The sequence below is a fragment of the Mesorhizobium sp. WSM4840 genome, from assembly GCF_055811755.1.
In genome coordinates this window covers 71,443-90,070 of the sequence record NZ_JBVVQD010000003.1, presented here as the reverse complement: position 1 = coordinate 90,070, position 18,628 = coordinate 71,443, and the positions used below count along the sequence as shown (strand labels likewise).

Annotated in this window: 19 protein-coding genes; 15 read left to right on the top strand and 4 right to left on the bottom strand. The window is 59.8% G+C overall.

Annotation, left to right across the window (positions count from 1 at the left end):
• Nucleotides 1–110: 110 nt before the first annotated feature.
• The 7 genes from AC0L3I_RS06115 to AC0L3I_RS06085 all read left to right on the top strand — a co-directional run bounded on the left by AC0L3I_RS06115 (nucleotide 111) and on the right by AC0L3I_RS06085 (nucleotide 9,792).
• Nucleotides 111–932, top strand: a complete 822-nt coding sequence (locus AC0L3I_RS06115; RefSeq protein ID WP_473526296.1) for a D-glutamate cyclase family protein — start codon at nucleotides 111–113, stop codon at nucleotides 930–932.
• A 266-nt stretch (nucleotides 933–1,198) separates the two neighbouring features.
• A complete protein-coding gene (gene eglC / locus AC0L3I_RS06110) occupies nucleotides 1,199–2,590 on the top strand; it encodes an endo-1,3-1,4-beta-glycanase EglC (RefSeq protein ID WP_473526295.1) in 1,392 nt (463 codons plus the stop codon).
• A 91-nt stretch (nucleotides 2,591–2,681) separates the two neighbouring features.
• Complete coding sequence (locus AC0L3I_RS06105; protein ID WP_473484992.1) at nucleotides 2,682–4,436, top strand: type I secretion system permease/ATPase; 1,755 nt, start codon at nucleotides 2,682–2,684, stop codon at nucleotides 4,434–4,436.
• A complete protein-coding gene (locus AC0L3I_RS06100) occupies nucleotides 4,436–5,746 on the top strand; it encodes an HlyD family type I secretion periplasmic adaptor subunit (RefSeq protein WP_473484994.1) in 1,311 nt (436 codons plus the stop codon). The genes AC0L3I_RS06105 and AC0L3I_RS06100 overlap by 1 nt, the downstream gene beginning before the upstream one ends.
• A 51-nt stretch (nucleotides 5,747–5,797) precedes the next feature.
• A complete protein-coding gene (locus AC0L3I_RS06095) occupies nucleotides 5,798–6,127 on the top strand; it encodes a hypothetical protein (RefSeq protein ID WP_473526294.1) in 330 nt (109 codons plus the stop codon).
• Between the two features lie 327 nt (nucleotides 6,128–6,454).
• Nucleotides 6,455–7,120, top strand: coding sequence for a dienelactone hydrolase family protein (locus tag AC0L3I_RS06090; RefSeq protein WP_473526293.1), 666 nt, complete (start codon nucleotides 6,455–6,457; stop codon nucleotides 7,118–7,120).
• A 128-nt stretch (nucleotides 7,121–7,248) separates the two neighbouring features.
• Nucleotides 7,249–9,792, top strand: a complete 2,544-nt coding sequence (locus tag AC0L3I_RS06085) for an NAD-dependent epimerase/dehydratase family protein (protein ID WP_473526292.1) — start codon at nucleotides 7,249–7,251, stop codon at nucleotides 9,790–9,792.
• Nucleotides 9,793–9,901: 109 nt separating this feature from the next.
• Here the strand turns inward: AC0L3I_RS06085 and AC0L3I_RS06080 are convergent, their stop codons facing one another.
• On the bottom strand, nucleotides 9,902–10,156 hold the full coding sequence (locus AC0L3I_RS06080) for a DUF982 domain-containing protein (protein ID WP_473526291.1): 255 nt from the start codon (nucleotides 10,154–10,156) through the stop codon (nucleotides 9,902–9,904).
• A 234-nt stretch (nucleotides 10,157–10,390) separates the two neighbouring features.
• Between AC0L3I_RS06080 and AC0L3I_RS06075 the strand changes: the two genes are divergently transcribed.
• Nucleotides 10,391–10,933: a metallophosphoesterase family protein gene (locus AC0L3I_RS06075; protein ID WP_473485004.1), complete on the top strand. Its 543-nt coding sequence runs from the start codon at nucleotides 10,391–10,393 to the stop codon at nucleotides 10,931–10,933.
• A gap of 27 nt (nucleotides 10,934–10,960) precedes the next feature.
• On the opposite strand, the gene AC0L3I_RS06070 is transcribed toward AC0L3I_RS06075, so the two are convergent.
• Nucleotides 10,961–11,983, bottom strand: a complete 1,023-nt coding sequence (locus AC0L3I_RS06070; protein ID WP_473526290.1) for a ribonuclease Z — start codon at nucleotides 11,981–11,983, stop codon at nucleotides 10,961–10,963.
• Nucleotides 11,984–12,241: 258 nt separating this feature from the next.
• Here AC0L3I_RS06070 and AC0L3I_RS06065 point away from each other — a divergent pair, with 258 nt between their 5' ends.
• The 3 genes from AC0L3I_RS06065 (at nucleotide 12,242) to AC0L3I_RS06055 (ending at nucleotide 15,041) form a co-directional block, all read left to right on the top strand.
• Nucleotides 12,242–13,396, top strand: coding sequence for a DUF3182 family protein (locus AC0L3I_RS06065; protein ID WP_473526289.1), 1,155 nt, complete (start codon nucleotides 12,242–12,244; stop codon nucleotides 13,394–13,396).
• 566 nt (nucleotides 13,397–13,962) lie between these two features.
• Entirely contained in the window at nucleotides 13,963–14,181 is a 219-nt protein-coding gene (locus AC0L3I_RS06060) for a hypothetical protein (protein WP_473485010.1), read from the top strand.
• A gap of 332 nt (nucleotides 14,182–14,513) precedes the next feature.
• Complete coding sequence (locus AC0L3I_RS06055; protein WP_123148981.1) at nucleotides 14,514–15,041, top strand: YciE/YciF ferroxidase family protein; 528 nt, start codon at nucleotides 14,514–14,516, stop codon at nucleotides 15,039–15,041.
• Between the two features lie 252 nt (nucleotides 15,042–15,293).
• Here the strand turns inward: AC0L3I_RS06055 and AC0L3I_RS06050 are convergent, their stop codons facing one another.
• A complete protein-coding gene (locus tag AC0L3I_RS06050; RefSeq protein ID WP_473485012.1) occupies nucleotides 15,294–15,605 on the bottom strand; it encodes a hypothetical protein in 312 nt (103 codons plus the stop codon).
• 394 nt (nucleotides 15,606–15,999) lie between these two features.
• Here AC0L3I_RS06050 and AC0L3I_RS06045 point away from each other — a divergent pair, with 394 nt between their 5' ends.
• From AC0L3I_RS06045 to AC0L3I_RS06030, 4 genes are all read left to right on the top strand, one after another.
• On the top strand, nucleotides 16,000–16,239 hold the full coding sequence (locus AC0L3I_RS06045) for an ATP-binding cassette domain-containing protein (protein WP_473526288.1): 240 nt from the start codon (nucleotides 16,000–16,002) through the stop codon (nucleotides 16,237–16,239).
• On the top strand, nucleotides 16,220–16,687 hold the full coding sequence (locus tag AC0L3I_RS06040; protein ID WP_473526503.1) for an ABC transporter ATP-binding protein: 468 nt from the start codon (nucleotides 16,220–16,222) through the stop codon (nucleotides 16,685–16,687). Before AC0L3I_RS06045 ends, AC0L3I_RS06040 begins: the two co-directional genes overlap by 20 nt.
• 202 nt (nucleotides 16,688–16,889) lie before the next feature.
• Entirely contained in the window at nucleotides 16,890–17,390 is a 501-nt protein-coding gene (locus tag AC0L3I_RS06035) for a hypothetical protein (protein ID WP_473485016.1), read from the top strand.
• A gap of 479 nt (nucleotides 17,391–17,869) precedes the next feature.
• Entirely contained in the window at nucleotides 17,870–18,439 is a 570-nt protein-coding gene (locus AC0L3I_RS06030; RefSeq protein ID WP_473485143.1) for a sigma-70 family RNA polymerase sigma factor, read from the top strand.
• Here the strand turns inward: AC0L3I_RS06030 and AC0L3I_RS06025 are convergent.
• Nucleotides 18,436–18,612, bottom strand: coding sequence for a hypothetical protein (locus tag AC0L3I_RS06025; RefSeq protein WP_473485018.1), 177 nt, complete (start codon nucleotides 18,610–18,612; stop codon nucleotides 18,436–18,438). The two genes, AC0L3I_RS06030 and AC0L3I_RS06025, sit on opposite strands and share 4 nt — an antisense overlap.
• Nucleotides 18,613–18,628 lie beyond the last annotated feature (16 nt).

Genomic DNA, 18,628 nt, shown 5'->3' with positions numbered 1-18,628 from the left:
ATACAATTTATCGTTGAGGAAAGATTCTGACGATTTGACAAGCAGCCGAGCCGCCAACGATCTTACGCCTCCCGACTTGTCTCTGAAACGCGCATACCCCCTCGGAAGCCATGGCTCGCCTGACCACTTCACCGATCTTCGAGGACCTGCGACTGGTCGATGCGGACAGGCTGCGCAGGCTTGTCAGAATGGGCGCCTATGAGGGGCACACAGGGGGGCTGGCGCACGGCAAGCTCCAGGCCAATGTTGTGATTGTGCCCCGCAGCTTTGCCGGCGATTTCCACCAGTTCTGCATCCGCAACCCGAAACCCTGTCCATTGGTCGGCGTGAATCGCGCCGGCAGCCCATTGATCCCAGCGCTGGGCGACATCGACATCCGCACCGATGCCCCCCAGTACAACATCTATCATTTCGGCGAGCTGACCCGTCGGAGGACGGACATCATCGACCTGTGGCAGGATGATTTTGCCGCTTTCGCGCTCGGCAGCTCGCTGACCGTCGAAGCTGCACTTGCCGAAAAGAAACTGAGCCGCATCGGCTGCGGCAAGGCCTCACCCAAGTTTCGAACCAGGATCAAGACGTATCGCGTCGGACCATTTGGCGGCGAAATGGTCGTCTCGATGCGTCCGATAAGCCGTTGCGATGTCGACAGGGTTCGCGCCCTTACCGCACGCTTCCCGCATGCCCACGGCTCTCCCATCCATGTCGGAGATCCCACGGTCATCGGAGTAGCCGACTTGATGGCTCCCGACTGGGGCGATGCAGTCAAAATCATGGACGGGGAGGTCCCTGTATTCTGGGCCAGCAGCGTAACCGCACAGGATGCACTTGCTCGTGCCGAACTCGCGACCTCGATCACGGTATCGCCGGGGCACATGCTGATCACCGATGTGGATGCACGAGCCGATGCGGGCGCTTTCAAAGTCTACTAGCAGTTCTTCTCACCGGTCAGCGGTAATGCTATTCGAGATGCGAAATGCGGTGAGGGTCGGTCTCGATCTGCCTCACCGCATCTTCGATCATGTTGCAGTGGCCCAACCTTATGCACTCGAGGCAGTGAAGCTCCCCGGCAAGTGCTCCCACTACGTGATAACCATTTGGTAACCTTCCGAACTGGAAAGTGAAAAAGTACTGGCTCCTTTTGCCCTTGATTGATGTTAGGGCTGCTATCCAGCGAGACAAAGGAGAAAAGACCGCGATGGCCACGGTTCTGAACGCCAAGGGCGTTCCACTTCCCTACAGCGGCTCCTCCGTAAAGTGGTATTCGGCGACGAGTTCCAGCTCAACACTTTATGGCAGCACATACAACGACTCGATGTATGGGGACGGCAGCGTCACCGTCACAATGCGTGGCGGCAAGGGCGATGACATCTATTATCTGTATTCCTCGAAAAACAAAGCGGTCGAGCTGTCCGGCGAGGGGGTGGATACCATCTCGACTTGGATGAGCTATAAGCTCCCAACGAATTTCGAGAACCTGACGGTCACCGGCGATAAACGCTATGCTTTCGGAAACGAGCTGAACAACATCGTTAGCGGCGGCTCCGGCCAACAGACGCTCGACGGCTTAAAGGGCGATGACGTGCTCAAGGGCGGATCCGGGGCGGACATTTTCGTCGTCAACCCCGGCAACGGCAGTGATCTGATCCTGGACCTTGGCGCGACGGATACCGTTCGCGTCGGGAGCTACGGCTTCACCTCCTTCGAGGAGGTGCGCGCCAACATGGTCCAGTCGGGAGCCAACGTCCGACTTAATCTGTCCGATAGCGAGTTTCTCGTCTTCGCCAACAAGACCATCGGCGATTTCACCGCAAGCCAGTTCAAGCTGGGCGTGGACAGGTCGGCTCTGGAACTCACCTTTTCGGACGAGTTCGACACGCTGGACCTGTGGAACGGCTCGAGCGGCACCTGGGATTCGAACTACTGGTGGGGGGCCGCGAACGGCAGCACGCTCACGACCACAAACGATCTTCAATGGTACATCGATACCGACTACGCCCCGACACGGTCCGTCAATCCGTTCAGCATTGAGGACGGTGTTCTCACGATTACCGCCGCCCGGGCTCCTGAGGCGATCCGGCCCTATATAAATAATTACCAATACACGTCAGGTTTGCTGACGACCTACGAATCCTTCGCGCAGACCTACGGCTATTTTGAGATTCGGGCCGATATGCCCGAAAAACAAGGTGCATGGCCGGCCTTCTGGCTTCTCCCGGAGGACGGCTCCTGGCCACCGGAACTGGACGTCATAGAGATGTTCGGTCAGGATCCAAACAAGCTCATTCTGACAGGCCACTCGAACGCGACGGGAACTCATACAACAGTGGGCTCGACTGCCTATACCTCGGATACCGGAGGGTTCCACACATACGGCGTGCTTTGGACAGAAGACGAACTCGTCTGGTATTTCGACGACGTCGAAGTCGCTCGTGCCGCAACGCCTGCCGACATGCATGACCCGATGTATATGCTGGTGAATATGGGGATTGGTGGCCAAGCGGGAGCGCCCGCCGACGGGCTTGCGACGCCTGCGGAAATGCAGATCGACTACATCCATGCCTATGCGTTGCAAGATTGGATTATCTAACATTTGACAGATGGGCTCGGCACCGCCACGTTCGTCATCAGGCCTGATTTCGGGCGCGGTCATTGCTGCCTGAGACCGAACTGGAACTGATTTGAAGCCGACGTCGCATCCCATTCCACCTGAACCGCCGCGGACGACACTCGCGGCGGTTCTGGCCGCGTTTCGGCGAGCGTTGGCAGGAATTGCATTGATGAGCGGCGTCGTCAATGTTCTGGCGCTGACCGGCTCGTTCTTCATGCTGCAGGTCTACGATCGCGTCATACCCGGCCGCAGCGTGCCGACGCTCGTCGGGCTTGCCGTGTTTGCCGGCACGCTTTTCGTCTTTCAGGGCGTTCTCGAACTCATCCGGTCGCGTTTGCTGGTGCGCATCGGCATGGCGCTGGACGCGCGCTTGAGCGGACAGGTCTATGCCGCCCTCATGCGTTTGCCGCTGCGCACCAAGCTCGCAGGCGACGGCCTTCAATCCTTGCGTGATCTTGACCAGGTGCGATCGTTCATGTCGAGCGCCGGTCCGACCGCGCTTTTCGACCTGCCATGGATGCCGCTCTATCTCGCAATCTGCTTCCTGTTCCATTTCTGGATCGGCATGACGGCGCTGGCCGGCGTGGTCATTCTCTTCAGCCTGGCATTGCTTGCCGAAATTCGCACGAGAGAGCCCGCCAGAAAGGCAAACAGTCAAGCGGCAGCGCGCAATACACTTGCCGAAGCGACGCGCCGCAATGTCGAGGTTCTGCAGGCCATGGGCTTTGGCTCGCGCATCGCCGAGCGCTGGGCAGGGATCAATGCTGACTATCTCGACACCAATGCAACAGCGAGCGACCTTGCCGGGACACTCGGAACGATCTCGAAAATCCTGCGAATGATGCTGCAATCGGGTATCCTGGCGATCGGCGCGTATCTCGTCATCCATCAGCAAGCGACCGGCGGCATCATGATCGCCAGTTCGATCATGATGAGCAGGGCACTCGCACCAATCGAACTGGCTATCGCGCACTGGAGGGGTTTCGTCACCGCCCGCCAGGCCTGGGCCCGCTTGACCCAGCTTTTGGTCCTGCTTCCCGAAACTGCGACAAGTGTCTCGCTGCCTGCGCCGAAATCTGCTCTTTCGGTCGAAAGTATCAGTGTCACGCCGCCGGGGGAGCGTCGTATGGTCGTGCAAGACGCCAGCTTCGCATTGGAAAAGGGCGTCGGCCTCGGCATTGTGGGGCCGAGCGCTTCCGGCAAGTCATCGCTCGTGCGCGCGATTGCCGGCATATGGCTCCCAGTTCGTGGAACGGTCAGGCTGGATGGCGCAACGCTCGACCAGTGGTCGCCGGAAGAGCTGGGCAAGCATGTCGGCTATCTCCCGCAGGATGTGCAATTGTTCGACGGCACCATTGCCGAGAATATCGCGCGCTTCGAACCGCAAGCGCCATCGGACAAGATACTGGCGGCCGCGCGCGCGGCCGGCGTTCATGATCTCGTCATCCATCTGCCGGAAGGCTACGAGACGCGGGTCGGCGAGGCCGGGTCGGCACTTTCGGCCGGCCAGAGGCAGCGGGTTGCACTTGCACGGGCGCTCTATGGCGATCCGTTCCTCGTCATCCTCGACGAGCCCAATTCCAATCTCGATTCGGAGGGTGAGGCTGCACTGACGGTGGCGATCCAGGGCGTGCGCGCGCGAGGCGGTGTTGCCATCGTGGTCGCACACCGGCCGAGTGCGCTGGCGAGCCTGGATCAGATTCTTGTGATGGCGAACGGCCAGGTCCAGGCCTTTGGCCCGAAGAATGAGATCTTGAACAAGATAACTCGCCCAGCAGGCGTTCCCTTGAAGGTCGTCTCTGGCCCTGAAGAACCTGCATCCTGATGGCAGAACGCACTGCATCCGCGATTGACCGGACCATTCGGCGCTATCTGCTTGGTGGGGTCGCAGCTTGCATACTTCTGATTGGTGGGGCCGGAAGCTTGGCTGCCGTCACCGAGATTTCCGGGGCCGTGATTGCTTCGGGAAAGCTGGTCGTCGATTCCAGCGTTAAGAAGGTGCAGCATCCGACGGGTGGCGTTGTCGGTCAAATCTTCGTCCGGGAAGGCGATGCCGTGAAGGCGGGCCAGGTTTTGATCCGCCTCGATGAGACGATCACCCGGGCCAATTTGGCGATCGTCACGAAGAGCCTGGACGAATTCGAGGCGCGCCTGGCTCGCCTCGAGGCCGAGCGCGACGGCAAAGCAAGCATCAGCTTTCCAGCTTCGCTAGTGTCACGCCAGGATGCCCCCGAGATCGGTCGGGCGATGGCCGGCGAGCAATCGCTGTTCGAATTTCGCCGACAGGCACGCGCCGGCCAGAAGGCCCAGTTGGCAGAGCGCATTGCGCAGCTTGCCGAAGAAGTTTCCGGCTTGACCGAGCAAAGAGATGCCAAGAGCCAGGAAATCAAGTTGATCGGCTTTGAGCTCGAAGGCATGCGCAGACTTTGGCAACGCAAGCTGGTTTCAATCGATCGCATAACTGCGCTTGAACGCGATGCCGTGCGGCTCAAAGGTGAGCACGGGCAACTGACCGCGGCCATAGCGCAATCTAAGGGTCGTACATCCGAAATCCGTTTGCAGATCATTCAGATCGACCAGGATTTGCGCAGCGAGGTGGCGACCGAACTGCGTGACGTCCAGGCAAAGATCTCTGAATCCGTCGAGCGCAAGGTCTCGGCCGAAGATCAGCTCAAGCGGATCGATATACGCAGTCCGCAGACCGGCGTCGTTCATCAGCTTGGTGTGCACACGGTCGGTGGCGTTATTTCTCCGGGCGAGCTCATCATGCTGATAGTCCCTGTGACAGACGACCTGACCGTCGAGGCGCGCGTGGCACCCCAAGACATCGATCAATTGACGTTAGGGCAAAGCGCGACGCTGCGGCTGTCGGCATTCAATCAGCAAACAACGCCGGAGCTGAATGGTGCCGTCAGCAAGATTTCCGCCGACCTCAATGTCGATGAGAAAACAGGCGCTGGCTTTTACACCGTGCATGTTGTTTTACCGCGCACAGAGCTTACCAGGCTCAAGGGCCTGGCCCTGGCGCCTGGAATGCCTGTCGAGGTGTTCTTTTCGACCGGCAGCCGCACCATGCTGTCCTATCTCGTGAAACCTTTGGCGAACCAAATCCAACGGGCATTCAGGGAAGAATAGGCCGCGATTCGGGCGAGCCGACGAGCTGAACTCCGGAACAACGACGCGATTTTGCCGTTTCGCCTGAAACTGGAAGTGATCCACATGTCCGGGTTGACGAATGAAGAGATCGAGGGGCGGCTGAACGCCCAGCGAGAGACTCTGGCGCTGGTCGTCGCGCTGCTTGCCGGCCGCGACGCGACTTCCGAGCGAATATGGGCCGAACTGGAGGCCCGTTTTCAATTCCAGAACAATCAGGAAGACCCCGGCGCCCTGCCAAGCAGCGCGTTCGCCATTGAGAGCGCAATGATGCGGGAGTTTAAGCTGATCTTCGAGGAAGCGCGGGCACGCAAGGCGGAATGGAACGACACGGACAAGCCACCCACAAGAGGCGCTACCTGAAAATCGCGAGCCCGGCGAGTGCGACGCTGCACCAAGTTCGCTTCGCTGCGGAGTGGCCAATCGAACGCTGCATCGGGCTTGGCGACAATGGCTCTAGACCAATTGATGCCAAACAAATCTTGAGGCTCGGCCGCGGAGAGCGTTGCGCCGAGGGAGCCCACAATTCCGAATAGACGGACGGAACAGATCCGTCGCTCCCGATGGGATAGCCATATTTTTTCTGGCCTGACTCGGAAACATTTCCGGCATGCCAGTGTTTAACGCCCTGAGTGGGCGCGAGGCGCAGTTCCTCTGCCTGTGAGGCGATCCTCCCTTTGGAGTGTAAAGATGCCGGCATCCGCCATGACAGAGGTCGAGGAAGTCAGGATCGAGCCCGACGGGCTCATTGGGCTGCTGGGCGTGCCGCACGGTGCGCAAGGCATCGTCATCTTCGCTCATGGCAGCGGAAGTGGACGGCTCAGTCCGCGCAACAATCACGTGGCCGCCGCACTTCGGCAGGCCGGACTGGCGACCCTTCTCGTTGACCTTTTGACGTCGATCGAGGAACGCGACAGGCGAAATGTCTTCGACATTGACCTGCTTGCATCGGGGCTCGCGCTGGCGACGCATTGGGCGGCTGCGGAAGCACGAACCAGAAGGCTTGTCCCACTTTATTTCGGGGCAAGCACTGGCGCGGCAGCCGCGCTGGTGGCCGCCTCACGCCCGGATGCAGGTATCGCGGCTGTCGTCTCGCGCGGCGGCCGGCCCGATCTGGCGATGGACGCGTTGCCGGCCGTGCGTGCCCCGACACTGCTGCTGGTCGGCGGCCTGGACGGGCCGGTGATCGGGATGAACGAGCGTGCCCTTGCCGCGCTGAAAGGCGAGAAACAGTTGATCATTATCGACGGTGCCGGCCACCTCTTCGAGGAGCCGGGCACAATGGACGAAGTGGTCAGACACGCCACGCGATGGTTCCTCGAGCATCTCGCGCCTCCGCAAGGGCCGAGGCAATGATCCTGGGCAGCCTAAAACTCGATGCATACAAGGAAAACGAATCCAGTTCGAAGGTGCTGAGCGAGCCGAGGAAGGCCGAAGCGCACCACGCCATCGGGCCTCTCTTCCAACGCGAACGGGCCTGACTTATGGCAAATCACGGCGCGCCCCTTCCGACGGTCCTTATCACCGGAAGCAGCGGCTTCCTGGGGCAGGCGATTGCGCGAGGTTTGATTGACCGCTACCGGGTTATCGGCCTCGATGTTGCAAAACCGAAGCATCCCCCCGCCGGCATGGAGACGATCGAGATCGATCTCACCTCCGATGAGAGCGTGAGTAGGGCTGTGAAAACAGCGCGGGAGCGCGGCGGTCGCATCGCCGCGGTCATCCACCTCGCGGCCTATTACGACACGACCGGCAAGGACAATCCGAAATATGACGCCGTCACCGTGCAGGGCACGCGCCGGCTCCTGCATTCGCTGACGGCGATCAAGACCGAGCAGTTCGTGTTCTCCAGCACGCTTCTCGTCCATGCCCCAAGCCCGGGGAGGGGCACGAAAATCAATGAGGACTCGCCGCTCGACCCGGCCTGGGCATACCCAAAATCGAAAGCCGAAACCGAGGCGCTGATTTCGAGGGAGCGCGGCGAAATCAAGACGGTGATCCTGCGGCTCGCCGGCGTCTATGACGAAGACTGCCGGGCGGCCTTTATTGCCCAGCAGATTGCCCGCATCTTCGAGCGCTTGCCGACCGCCTATTTGTTCGCCGGCGATATCACCACCGGCCAGCCCTATCTGCACAAGGACGATCTCGTCGATGCGGTGGTGCGTACCGTCGACCGGCGCGCCGAACTTCCGGCCGAGACCGTGCTTCTGATCGGCGAAGAAGACACACCGTCATACGAGGAGATGCAGAAGCGCATCGGCCGGCTCATCCATGGCGAGGACTGGCGGACCCTGGCGCTGCCGAAGCAGCTGACGAAGCTGGGCGCGTGGGTGCAGTCGGAGGTACTCGATCAGGACACCGACATCGAACCGTGGATGATCGAGAATTCGGACGATCATTACGAGATCGACATCTCGCGGGCCAAAGCTCTGCTGGGCTGGGCGCCTAGACACAGCCTGTTGGACACATTGCCGGAGATGATCCGCCGGCTGAACCAGGACCCCACAGACTGGTACGCGGCCAACAAACTTGATCCGCCCGTTGTCGCGGCTTCGGGTCCCGAGATCGAGCAGGCCGAAAGGCGACTTAAGGGACCGCTCGAACGAAGCAAGGAAGACGTCGAAGCGGCGATAAAACGGCATCGGTCCAGGACACTTTGGGCGCCGATGACCAACGCTGCGTTCGGACTGTGGTTGGTCACATCACCGATGACGGTTGGCCTGTTCGATCCCGTCGCAGCCGCAATGCCACCCGCTCTGGGGCACGCTGTCGCGGAGCCGCAATTGCGCAACGCCAGCCTCGGCGTCAGCGAGATCGTTTCCGGCCTGCTGGTGACGATCTTTGCGTTGATGGGCATGTCCCGACGCTGGCGCTGGGTGCAGTGGATCACGGCGTCGCTCGGAGTTTGGGTGATGCTGGCGCCGTTGCTGTTTTGGACGACCAGCGCCGCCGCCTATGCCACCGACACGCTCGTCGGCATGCTGATCGTCGCCTTTGCAGTGATGATCCCGCCGACCCCTGGCATCAGCCGCCGCGCGCTGGCGGCCGACGACGACATTCCGCTGGGCTGGACCTATTCGCCATCGACCTTCACGCAGCGGATTCCGATCGTGGCGCTGGCCTTCGTCGGCCTATTCGTGTCGCGCTATCTCGCCGCCTTCCAGATGGGCCACGCGGATGGGCTGTGGGATCCGTTCTTCGACCCCGGTGGCGCACCGGTGCGCAACGGCAGCGAGGTTGTGGTGACGTCATGGGTCTCGAAGGGTTTCCCAATCGCCGATGCCGGGCTCGGCGCGCTTGCCTATTGCCTCGATATCCTCGCCGGCGCGATCGGCGACCGCCGGCGCTGGCGCACCATGCCGTGGATGGTACTCCTCTTCGGCTTGCTGATCGTTCCCCTTGGCGTGGTCAGCGTCTCCTTCATCATCATCCAGCCACCGCTGATTGGCGCGCTGTGCACGCTCTGCATCCTCCAGGCCGCCGTCACGGTGGTGCTGATCCCTTACTCGGTCGATGAGGTGCTGGCGACCATCCAGTATCTCTGGGGCGCCACGAGGGCGGGCGAGCCGTTCTGGCGTACCTTCTGGATGGGCGGACCGGCGCTGTCGGAGAACCAGACGCCTGGGGCCGACCTCGACCGTCCGGTTTTCGAGGTGCTGAAGGAATTTGTCACCGGCGGCGTGAACTTCCCATGGACGCTGGTAGCGAGCACGCTGCTCGGCGCCTTGCTGATGACGACGCCATTGATCATTGGCACGCAACCACCGCTCTACTTCAGCGATCATGTCGTCGGCTGTCTCATTATCATGGTCGCAGTCACGGCCATGGCCGAAATTGTCCGGCCTGTGCGCTTCCTCAATGTCGTGCTCGGTGCGTGGATCGCGGTCTCACCTTTTGTGCTCGCCGGCGGTGGAACCACGGCGATCGCGGCGGACGTTACGATCGGTCTGGCGCTGATCGTGCTCAGCCTGCCGCGCGGCACGCGCAGCGACCAACACTATGGCGGTTGGGATCGAGCGATTGTCTGAGCAACTCGACTTCAGCACCTGGCGAGGCGAAGCGCGCGTGACGATCTGCAGGAGCAGGTCAAGGAAGAGATCGAGTTGCCTGAACGAGGCTCTGCCTGACGGCGCAGGTCTAGATTTTTTCGCCGAGCAGGATCCTCGCATCCTTGGCCGCGACGATGAACGCTTGGCGCGCGACCCTTGGCGGCTTTTCGCCGCGGATAACTGCAAGGCAGGCTTCAATTGCGGCGAGTCGCGTCTTGGACGCTGGCGTCGGCCAGTCCCTCAGCACCACCTCAGCCGCGTCGGAGACCGAGACAACAACCCTGTCGCGATCGATCCGGCCAGGTTGAACAACAATCGGCTTTCTGAAACGTTTCGTTCGCACGATACTCTCCAAAGCGGCAATATGTTAGCCGCGTCTGATCTTTGTCGCCACCCCAAATGTTAATTGCCGTCGGACTTGCCACTGCCCTTGATCAAAGCCGCCGGGCTCTCCCAACACAAGCAGAGGTGGCCAGAGCGCGACGGCGCGCTATCTCATCCGGCTCGACAGGCTCGATGACGGCATGCCGAAATTCGGGCTCGTTGGTCGATATCGTCCGCAAGGCTGTGAACGACCATGATTTATTTCACGGCCGACACACATTTCAGCGATCCCCGCATTCTGCGTATCGATCGTCGCCCGTTCGGCTCGCTGGCAGAACACGATCGAACACTGATTTCACTCTGGAACGAAACCGTCAGTCCGGACGACGAGGTCTGGCATCTCGGCGACTTTGCGAAGGGGTCGGCCGAATTCGTTTCATCGCTCCTGTCGTCGCTTCATGGCCGGAAGCATTTGATTATCGGCAACAACGACGGCGCAGCAACCGTCGGCGCCGCTGGTTGGGCCAGCACTCAACATTATAAGGAGCTGACGATAGACGGCAGGTTGCTGATCCTTTGCCACTATCCTTTTCGCACCTGGAATCAGATCGGCAAGAAATCGATCGATCTGCATGGCCATTCCCACGGCAGACTAAGCCCGGTTACGCGCCAGTACGACACGGGCGTCGACAGCTGGGATTTTCGCCCGGTCACCCTTTCCGCCATCCTTGCACGCCGACGTCGACGAACCGCCCCACCGGGATCTTCAACACAAGTGATCGAAAAGCGCGGGTGATCCCGGCTGTTGCCTAGATGTTGGTGTTCATCGTCCCGGTTGAGAAGGGCTTCCGACCCCTAGATGTGCCGAGAACTCTGCACGCAGTTTGCCCTCGTGTCCGAGATAGCGGGGCGAAAAGTGCATCGGCACGGCATGTTCAACACTGGCAAGCCTGGCGATCGTGCCGGCTTCGGCTGCCGTGAGATGGCGCTTCGCGGCGGCCAGCTCGCGATCTTCCTGCAGGAAGCCCGCTTCGATAAACAGCTGGTTAGCGCCGTGCGCAAGCGCAACGACACGCGCAAGATTTGCCTCGTTGAATGCGAGATCGGTCGCATAGACGATCCTCTGTCCGGGGCCGGTTCTCAGGGCTCCGGCACCGAGCAGCTCGCCGACCGAGATATGTCGATCCGCGGTTGGGGCGAGCGTCGTTTCCGGATCAGCTCCGCGCCGGACCGCACGCTTGGCTTCGCTCAACCACGGTCCGACAGGCAAACCCAATGCTTCCAGCTGCGGTTTTTGCACGTTGACCCGGATCTTTTCCTGAAACGCGAATGCAAGGCATGGAACGCCGTGGTCGAGCATTGCTGCTTCGATAAGGAAATCGGGATCGTTGAGCAGGATATTTCCCTCGGCTGGATTTGAGGCCGTATCCTGCCGAGTGAAGCCCGATCGCGCCCGAAAGAGGCGGGAATGACGAAATCCGGCCGGCGTCCAGTCGCAGGCGGCTATCATGAAGTCGTGGGACTGTTCGTCGAGGAGATTCCATGTGTATGCGTTGAGCTTGGCTTGCACGGCCTCGGTCAACCCAGGCGGGCCGAAGAAATGCACTGTTTTATTCCTGTATAGAAATAACCGCAGCAGCCGATCGAAGCCGGCGAAGTGGTCCATGTGCATATGTGATACGAATACGTGGCTGACGCGCAGGATTTCGCGCGGCGAAAGTGGCGACAGATCACCAATGTCGAAGAGCATCGCCCGGTTGCCGAATCGGAAATCCAGAAGAAGCCCCGCATCCGAGAAGGGGTCGTTGACCAGGCGCGGCTGAACCAGCAACGTCACCGGATCCATCCGATACTGTTTTCGAATTTCGCCACTATGCGGTCACCTTCAGACACGACCTGGACCTTACGTCTACCTCTCTAATCGCGCGCTCCGGGTACCGGTTCCCGACGTATATCGTTCGAAAGGACGCAGAAGACGGCGAGCCGGCCAAGTCAGGCTGAACGTTTCTGCCATCTTGCGCGTTCTCTTGGGTCGGACTGAGCCGCGGGCCGAAACATCGGCAACCCGCGGCCATAATGAGGTTGCACCCCAAGAACGAGCAACATGACCGAGCACAGAGGCAGTCAGCCGAGCGAAGCAAAAGGGACCGTGATCGCATTCTCCGCGCCGGGCTGCGAGCCTCTCTACGCACACGAACGGGAAGCTATGGCTGCCGTTGCCCGCACGATTGCGCGCCTCAAGGGATTTGCCTTCCAGCAGGGTCTAGTCAACAGCAGCGGCAACGACGAGGGCTTGTATTTCGTGCCGGACGACAGCTTGCTTGCCACTGATGCGGCACGGCTGGGTATCAACGGGCCGCAAGACCTCTTCGGCGGCGTGGTGCCTTGGCGCTTCGCAATGACCAAGGCCATAACCCATGAACTGGTCGACGGCTTGGCCAAGCGACCGAACGAATGGTCAACCGGCTTCGGCAGAACTGTCAGCGCAGCAGTATTGCCTGGCTACACCGTATTTTCGCGACCCGATGCGCTGCGTGCAGCGGAACGTCTGCTGAGGCTCGGGCTGGCCCGACTTAAGCCACCGCTTTCCTCGCGAGGCCAAGACCAGCACGTCGTTCGCACGGTTGCTGACGTCGAGAGACTGCTCGAGCAATACCGCTCCCCCGACCTGGACGAGTGCGGTCTTGTGCTCGAAGCGGACCTTAGTGACATCGTCACGCTGAGCGTAGGCAGAACGGAGATCGATGAAATCATGATCGCCTACTACGGCACTCAAAGGACGACGACCGATAATGCGGGACAATCCGTTTATGGCGGATCCGATCTCATTGTAATGCGCGGCGGATGGGAAGCTCTCGAAGACCTTCGACTTCCTCGCGCATTAGCTTTGGCAACGGTGCAGGCGAGGGCCTATGACGCGGCGATGGCTGAGTATCCTGGATTTTTCGCCTCGCGGCGCAATTACGATATCGGCCAGGGCGTCGATTCGTCGGGTATCTGGCGATCCGGTGTGCTCGAAGCCAGCTGGCGCATTGGCGGCAGCAGTACTGCCGAGCTTGCGGCAATAAAAATTATGAAGCAGGACCCCGACATCCAACTCGTCCGTGCGTCCGCAGTTAAGGAGTTCGGCAATACCAGCCGGCTACCGGTGAACGCGGACGTTCACTTTCAAGGAGAAGACCCCGATGAGGGTCCGATTACGCGCTATACCGTCGTCACGCATGCGACCCGGGAGCCGCCAAAGAAAGCGGCCGATTAACCTCTTAGGCTGATGCGATCGTCTTGCACTGTCGGATTTGTCCCGTGCTATCCTGTGCCATTTGCGCCGGCTCATGAGCGTCAAAATTAAGATCGCAAAACGCTTATGACCACGGAACATCCGCAGGCGGCTTTCCGGGCTGGATGAGATCGAAGCCGACGAAGCCATCAGAAAACTCAAGCGGGGAGAGTTGACATCCGACAACATTCCCCCAACGGCTCAGTCTGGTTGGCCTCCGACCAAAGACGGCATATAATGGGTCAAGTTGCCTTGCCCCCTTCGTCTTCGAACCGAGAGCGGACTGGTTCAGTGTTGCAAGATCGGGAACCGCGTAAGCCGTTGTCCAGAACCGCACTGGCAGCAATTGCAATTATCTGCGCGCTAATTCTTGCTGCGTTTTTCATCGGCTTTGAATATTCGGCCCCTGACGAAGGCGCGCTCGTTATTCCCGGATCGCAACAATCGCCGTGATGCCCCCTATCGCTGTACATTTCTGACCGAGCTCGTCAGACCAGCGCGAGCGAGGTTGCAGGGGCCATATTTCCAGTGCATTCTCGCCATCGTCCATGACCAAGCAGTATCTCAACCACCAGTTGGAGTGCCCTTATTGCCTGACAATAAGGCTGAGGATTCCGGCCGACGCCGGTCCTGACGACCGGATCTTTTGCGACGACTGCGGCGAATTCCTGGGTACATGGGACGATCTGCTTACCGATTTTGAGAAGCAGGGCGGGCAGGATGGAGTGTTCCGTCTCGAAAAGGGCCGTATCAGGCGGATCGATTGAGCCGATGGCTGCGACATCCGAAGCGATGCGAACAGTTCCCTCGTCGGTGATTTTGCTTAAGCGCATGGTCTGCCGAAAAGGAGCTCGCGGCTCCTGAGCGCGGGCCGACCGGGGCACGGGCCCGAAAGGCGAGCGAGCGAAGCTCGTGCGATATCGACCATTTCCTCGCGCCTCCGCTCACCAGAGTAAGCCTTGCAGCACCCGTGCGACCCAAAGCTTCGGAAAAATTTCCCAGCGGCCCGGATCGTCAGGGAACTTGTTGCCGACCGGCGGGGTTATCGGACGCCTTCATATTTTAAGGAGGCTAGCTCCAACCCCAGCGGGAGACGACCATGGCAACCACGAAGAAAGCCGCAAAAGCGGCAACCAAGGGTCTCGAGGACCTGTTCCTCGACGGACTCAAAGACCTCTACTACGCCGAAAAGAAGATACTGAGGGCGCTGCCGAAAATGGCCAAAAGCGCGGAGTCGGAAAAAGTGACTGCTGCCTTCGAAAAACATCGTATGGAAACGGAAGGTCACGTCGATCGCCTCGAGGAAGTGTTCGAGAAATTCGGCAAGGCAGCACGGGGCAAGACCTGTCCGGCGATCGACGGCATCATTGAAGAGGGCTCTGAGATACTCGAAGACTATGAAGGTGCTCCTGCGCTCGATGCCGGACTGGTAGCAGCGGCGCAAGCCGTCGAGCATTACGAGATCGCCCGGTACGGAACTCTTATCGCCTGGGCAGAACAGATGGGAAAGGCCGATGTTGCTGCCCTTCTCAAAGAGACGCTCAAGGAAGAGGTCGCGACGGACGAAGCGCTGACGGGTCTAGGCGAGGGTGGTGTCAACCAACGTGCTCTTCAAGCGGCCGCGTAATTCCCTATGCCGCCGGCTTGCGGAGCCCCGGCGAGGGATTGCCAGGGGCTCCGCTCCGAAGTGGGTCGTGAAGCAACCAAAGATGCGGCTCTGGCAGCAGCGCATCGCCGGCTGTTTTATCATTGGTCTGGGCATTCGCATGGCCGTGAGTGGCGGAGCGACCCGTTAAAATAGCCCACCCCCACGCGGCTATCCATCCTCCTGCCTCACAGTCGCTAATCAAAAGGCGGGCCGTTGCCCGCCTTCCATGGTTCAGTTACTACCACCGCCGAGCTTTTTGACACTGCTGCAGAATTCAGGGTGGGTGTTGGCGGCGTTGGCGTTTGCCGCCTCCTCATCGCAGACTTTTGTCATTGCCATGCGGTCCTCGTCCGTCAGCGCTTTCCAAGCTGCCGTGAACTCGTCGTCGGACCGCAGAGTCGTCATGCTGGAGTCCGTGTAGAACGGCTCCATCTTTGCGGGGTCATCCAAGGCAGACGTGCCTGTTTCGGTGCCTGCCGCAAGAGAAACGCCGCTTACCATAGAAAGCGCCATCGCGCCTAAACAGATCATCTTGTAACTCATGACAAGACCTTTCCGTTGTTTACTGGTCGCTAATGGAACGACCTACTGGCAAACGGCGTGTTTCAGAAAAGGTTCCTTTCTCACTTGCTGGCACGGCACTTGACCGGTGCTTTCTACAACCCGGATGCATTGCCAAGAGCGCGCTTACCTCTATCCTGAGCTGGGGCAAAATCTGCTAGCGTTCCTTAATGGCTCATCACCAGCTACCATTGGCGTCGATCGAGCCGACGCCACGCCGCGCTCTTCGGTCGGCGAGGAACATGTAAGAGAAGCAGAGCGGTGTTGTCTTGCAAGACGATGGCGGGCGGGCGACGCCGGTTCTCGGCTTCGATGTCCACATATGGCGGATCGCCCTCGATGCTCCAATTTCACAATTGGACCCGGCGGCGCTTAGATGTCGCAGCGCCGCCTCGCCACGCTGGAGGTCCGCAGCGCCAGCAAAGTCTATGAGAGCGGCGGCTCTCCGGTCACCGCGCTGGCTGAAGGTTCGCTGACCTTGAGCCCCGGCGCCGTCAGCGGCATCGTCGGCCCGAGCGGCTCGGGCAAGACGACACTGCTGATGATCGCCGGTCTGCTGGAGGCTCCGACCACGGGAGAGGTTCTACGGCAAGGTAATTTCGCGTCCCGGTGCTAAGCTCAACGAGCTGCGGACCTTCAGGCGGACCCAAATTGGCTTTGTATTCCAGAAGGCGAATTTGATCCCTTTCCTCACGGCGGCCGAGAACGTCGCCATCGCCATGCAGGTCAACGATGTCGGCCGACAGCAGGCGCAGGTGCGAGCCGCGAGGCTGCTCGATGCGTTGGGCATGGGGCATCGCGGCTCCAACTATCCGTCCCGGCTTTCCGGCGGCGAGCAGCAGCGCGTTTCGATCGCGAGGGCCCTGGCTAACGATCCCACTGTCATTCTGGCCGACGAACCCACCGCTGCGCTGGATGGCACGCGGGCGGAGATGGTGATGAAGGTCTTCAGGCATCTGGCGGATAGTCGCAATGTCGCGATCTGCGTTGTGACCCACGATACGCGCTGGATGACCTACTTCGATTCGACGCTCGAACTCGAAGACGGCCGAGCACGAAGGTAGACACCTGCCGCTGCAAATGCGGTCGCACGCCGTTACCGCCGGTTGCCGCGTCTACAGACCAGTCTGCGTTTCAGCGATGTGGATCCATCGGGTGGCTCGGTGATAGGCGGCTCGCTGAACAAGAGCTATGCATCAGTGCCGGATGAATGGAACATCTGCCGATAATTGCCGTTGATATGCTCATCAGGCGAAAGGGCTGCATATGTCAAAACTTCAGGCGGCAACTCCAGAGGATTTGCAACGGCTCAAGCTCGAAGCGTCGGCTTACTTTGGCCCGAAAATGCTCAAAGAAGCATTATTGCGCCTTTGCCAGGCTTGCGGAGCCGATAGCCTTGACCGGTTCGAGAAAACCATGGTCGATCAGATCGAGGCAATGCGTGATGATGATAATAGGGCCAACTTCGAAACACTGAAGGAATTTGCCATCGAACAGCTTTATGCCTGTGTTCGAGAGGTTAGTTCTTCACCTGATATGAAGCAGCCGCTGGAGGAAACTGAAACCCGAAGGACACCTGGTCGGTCGCAAAAGCCGGAAACCTTGGAAGACCAGTTGCAGGCCGGCCTTGAGGATTCCTTCCCCGCAAGCGACCCGCCTGCCGTGGTGTCCACAGCGATCCCCGGCGGGTCGAAAAAGCTGGTCGGGACTGACGAAGTCCTGAAAAAGAAGCGAGAGGACGAGGCTAAGAATAAGAACCGGTCATAAGTAGCCCGTCCGAGCGAAAGGGATGCTTCCGCCCACTTTGTTGCCGCGGCTCCGGTCACCATGCGAACAGATGGCCAGCATGCACCGGCGTCAGAGCTTGACGGCCGCCTCTCGCGCCCACAGCCGCAATTTCCGGCAGGCCAGGACAAATTCCTCAGCCGCTTCTTTTGACTGCAGCCTTATCAGTCCTTCATCCGCATCGGCACCTGCCTTGCCCAGAAGCGACTCGGCTTCCGACGTGAAACCGATGAATAGGGCGGGACATTTCCCTTGGCTGCCCCGATCAAGCGGGCGGGATTCGCCGCAACAGGAGCTCAGCCGCAAAACGCACGGCCCGCGCGTATTTCACCCCATCCGAGATTTTCTAGCGACTTATTTCGATGTCCGGAACGATCCAAACCTTCATGCATTTAGCTAGGTCTGCGTTCATCAACTCTTTCTTGCTGGGAGCTGGACCATTGTCCTCCAGCGGCTACCCCTTGGCCAACCAGGAAACGGATGAAGTTTCCATCGTTGACCTGATACCTGCCTTGCGAGCCTTCGCCCGCACCTTCTGCCGTGTTCCTGACGACGCCGATGACCTGGTCCAGGAGACTTTGACCAAAGGGCTCGCCAACATCGATAAGTTCGAGCCCGGAACGCGTATGAAGTCGTGGCTCTTCACCATCATGCGCAACACCTACTATACCCACATCAAGGCAGCCGACAGGGAAAAACCCGGCCTGCTTGACTGTGCCTCTCTGATCCCGATTTCGGAAGCGACCCAGGAATGGTCCGTTCAGAGCAAGGAAGTCCATAGCGCGGTCCAGAAGCTGCCGGAACATCAGCGCGAGGTCCTGATGCTGATCGGGGTTCTTGGTGTCAGCTACGAAGAAACCGGCGAAATATGCGGTTGCGCGGTGGGAACGGTAAAAAGCCGCCTTAACCGAGCGCGCGCCAGCGTGCTGGAATACCTCGGCGAAAGTTCGTTGCAGACATTGGTGGAAAGACGCAATCATCTGTCCGAAGCACAGGGAAACTTCGCAGTCGACAGGCGTCGATATAGCTAGTCTTCTTTCTTGCACCGACGCTTCTCGACAAGCGCGTTCTGCAATTGAACCGCGAGGTTGGTCAACCGGTTGGGGATCTTTTCCTGCTCGATGGCAGTCAGCAGAGATGCAATCTTCCGGTCTATTGCCAGCCGGAGTTGCGGGCTGATTGTATCGTCGCTTGAGCGAGACATCGTGTTCTCTTAACGA

What these genes read in the sequence shown, in the direction of transcription:
- AC0L3I_RS06100 (WP_473484994.1), top strand. Translation starts at nt 4,436, where the DNA reads ATGGCAGAACGCACTGCATCCGCGATTGACCGGACCATTCGGCGCTAT.
- AC0L3I_RS06055 (WP_123148981.1), top strand. Translation starts at nt 14,514, where the DNA reads ATGGCAACCACGAAGAAAGCCGCAAAAGCGGCAACCAAGGGTCTCGAG.
- AC0L3I_RS06045 (WP_473526288.1), top strand. Translation starts at nt 16,000, where the DNA reads ATGTCGCAGCGCCGCCTCGCCACGCTGGAGGTCCGCAGCGCCAGCAAA.
- AC0L3I_RS06050 (WP_473485012.1), bottom strand. Translation starts at nt 15,605, where the DNA reads ATGAGTTACAAGATGATCTGTTTAGGCGCGATGGCGCTTTCTATGGTA.
- AC0L3I_RS06090 (WP_473526293.1), top strand. Translation starts at nt 6,455, where the DNA reads ATGCCGGCATCCGCCATGACAGAGGTCGAGGAAGTCAGGATCGAGCCC.
- AC0L3I_RS06115 (WP_473526296.1), top strand. Translation starts at nt 111, where the DNA reads ATGGCTCGCCTGACCACTTCACCGATCTTCGAGGACCTGCGACTGGTC.
- AC0L3I_RS06085 (WP_473526292.1), top strand. Translation starts at nt 7,249, where the DNA reads ATGGCAAATCACGGCGCGCCCCTTCCGACGGTCCTTATCACCGGAAGC.
- AC0L3I_RS06060 (WP_473485010.1), top strand. Translation starts at nt 13,963, where the DNA reads ATGACCAAGCAGTATCTCAACCACCAGTTGGAGTGCCCTTATTGCCTG.
- AC0L3I_RS06070 (WP_473526290.1), bottom strand. Translation starts at nt 11,983, where the DNA reads ATGGATCCGGTGACGTTGCTGGTTCAGCCGCGCCTGGTCAACGACCCC.
- eglC (WP_473526295.1), top strand. Translation starts at nt 1,199, where the DNA reads ATGGCCACGGTTCTGAACGCCAAGGGCGTTCCACTTCCCTACAGCGGC.
- AC0L3I_RS06065 (WP_473526289.1), top strand. Translation starts at nt 12,242, where the DNA reads ATGACCGAGCACAGAGGCAGTCAGCCGAGCGAAGCAAAAGGGACCGTG.
- AC0L3I_RS06025 (WP_473485018.1), bottom strand. Translation starts at nt 18,612, where the DNA reads ATGTCTCGCTCAAGCGACGATACAATCAGCCCGCAACTCCGGCTGGCA.
- AC0L3I_RS06075 (WP_473485004.1), top strand. Translation starts at nt 10,391, where the DNA reads ATGATTTATTTCACGGCCGACACACATTTCAGCGATCCCCGCATTCTG.
- AC0L3I_RS06035 (WP_473485016.1), top strand. Translation starts at nt 16,890, where the DNA reads ATGTCAAAACTTCAGGCGGCAACTCCAGAGGATTTGCAACGGCTCAAG.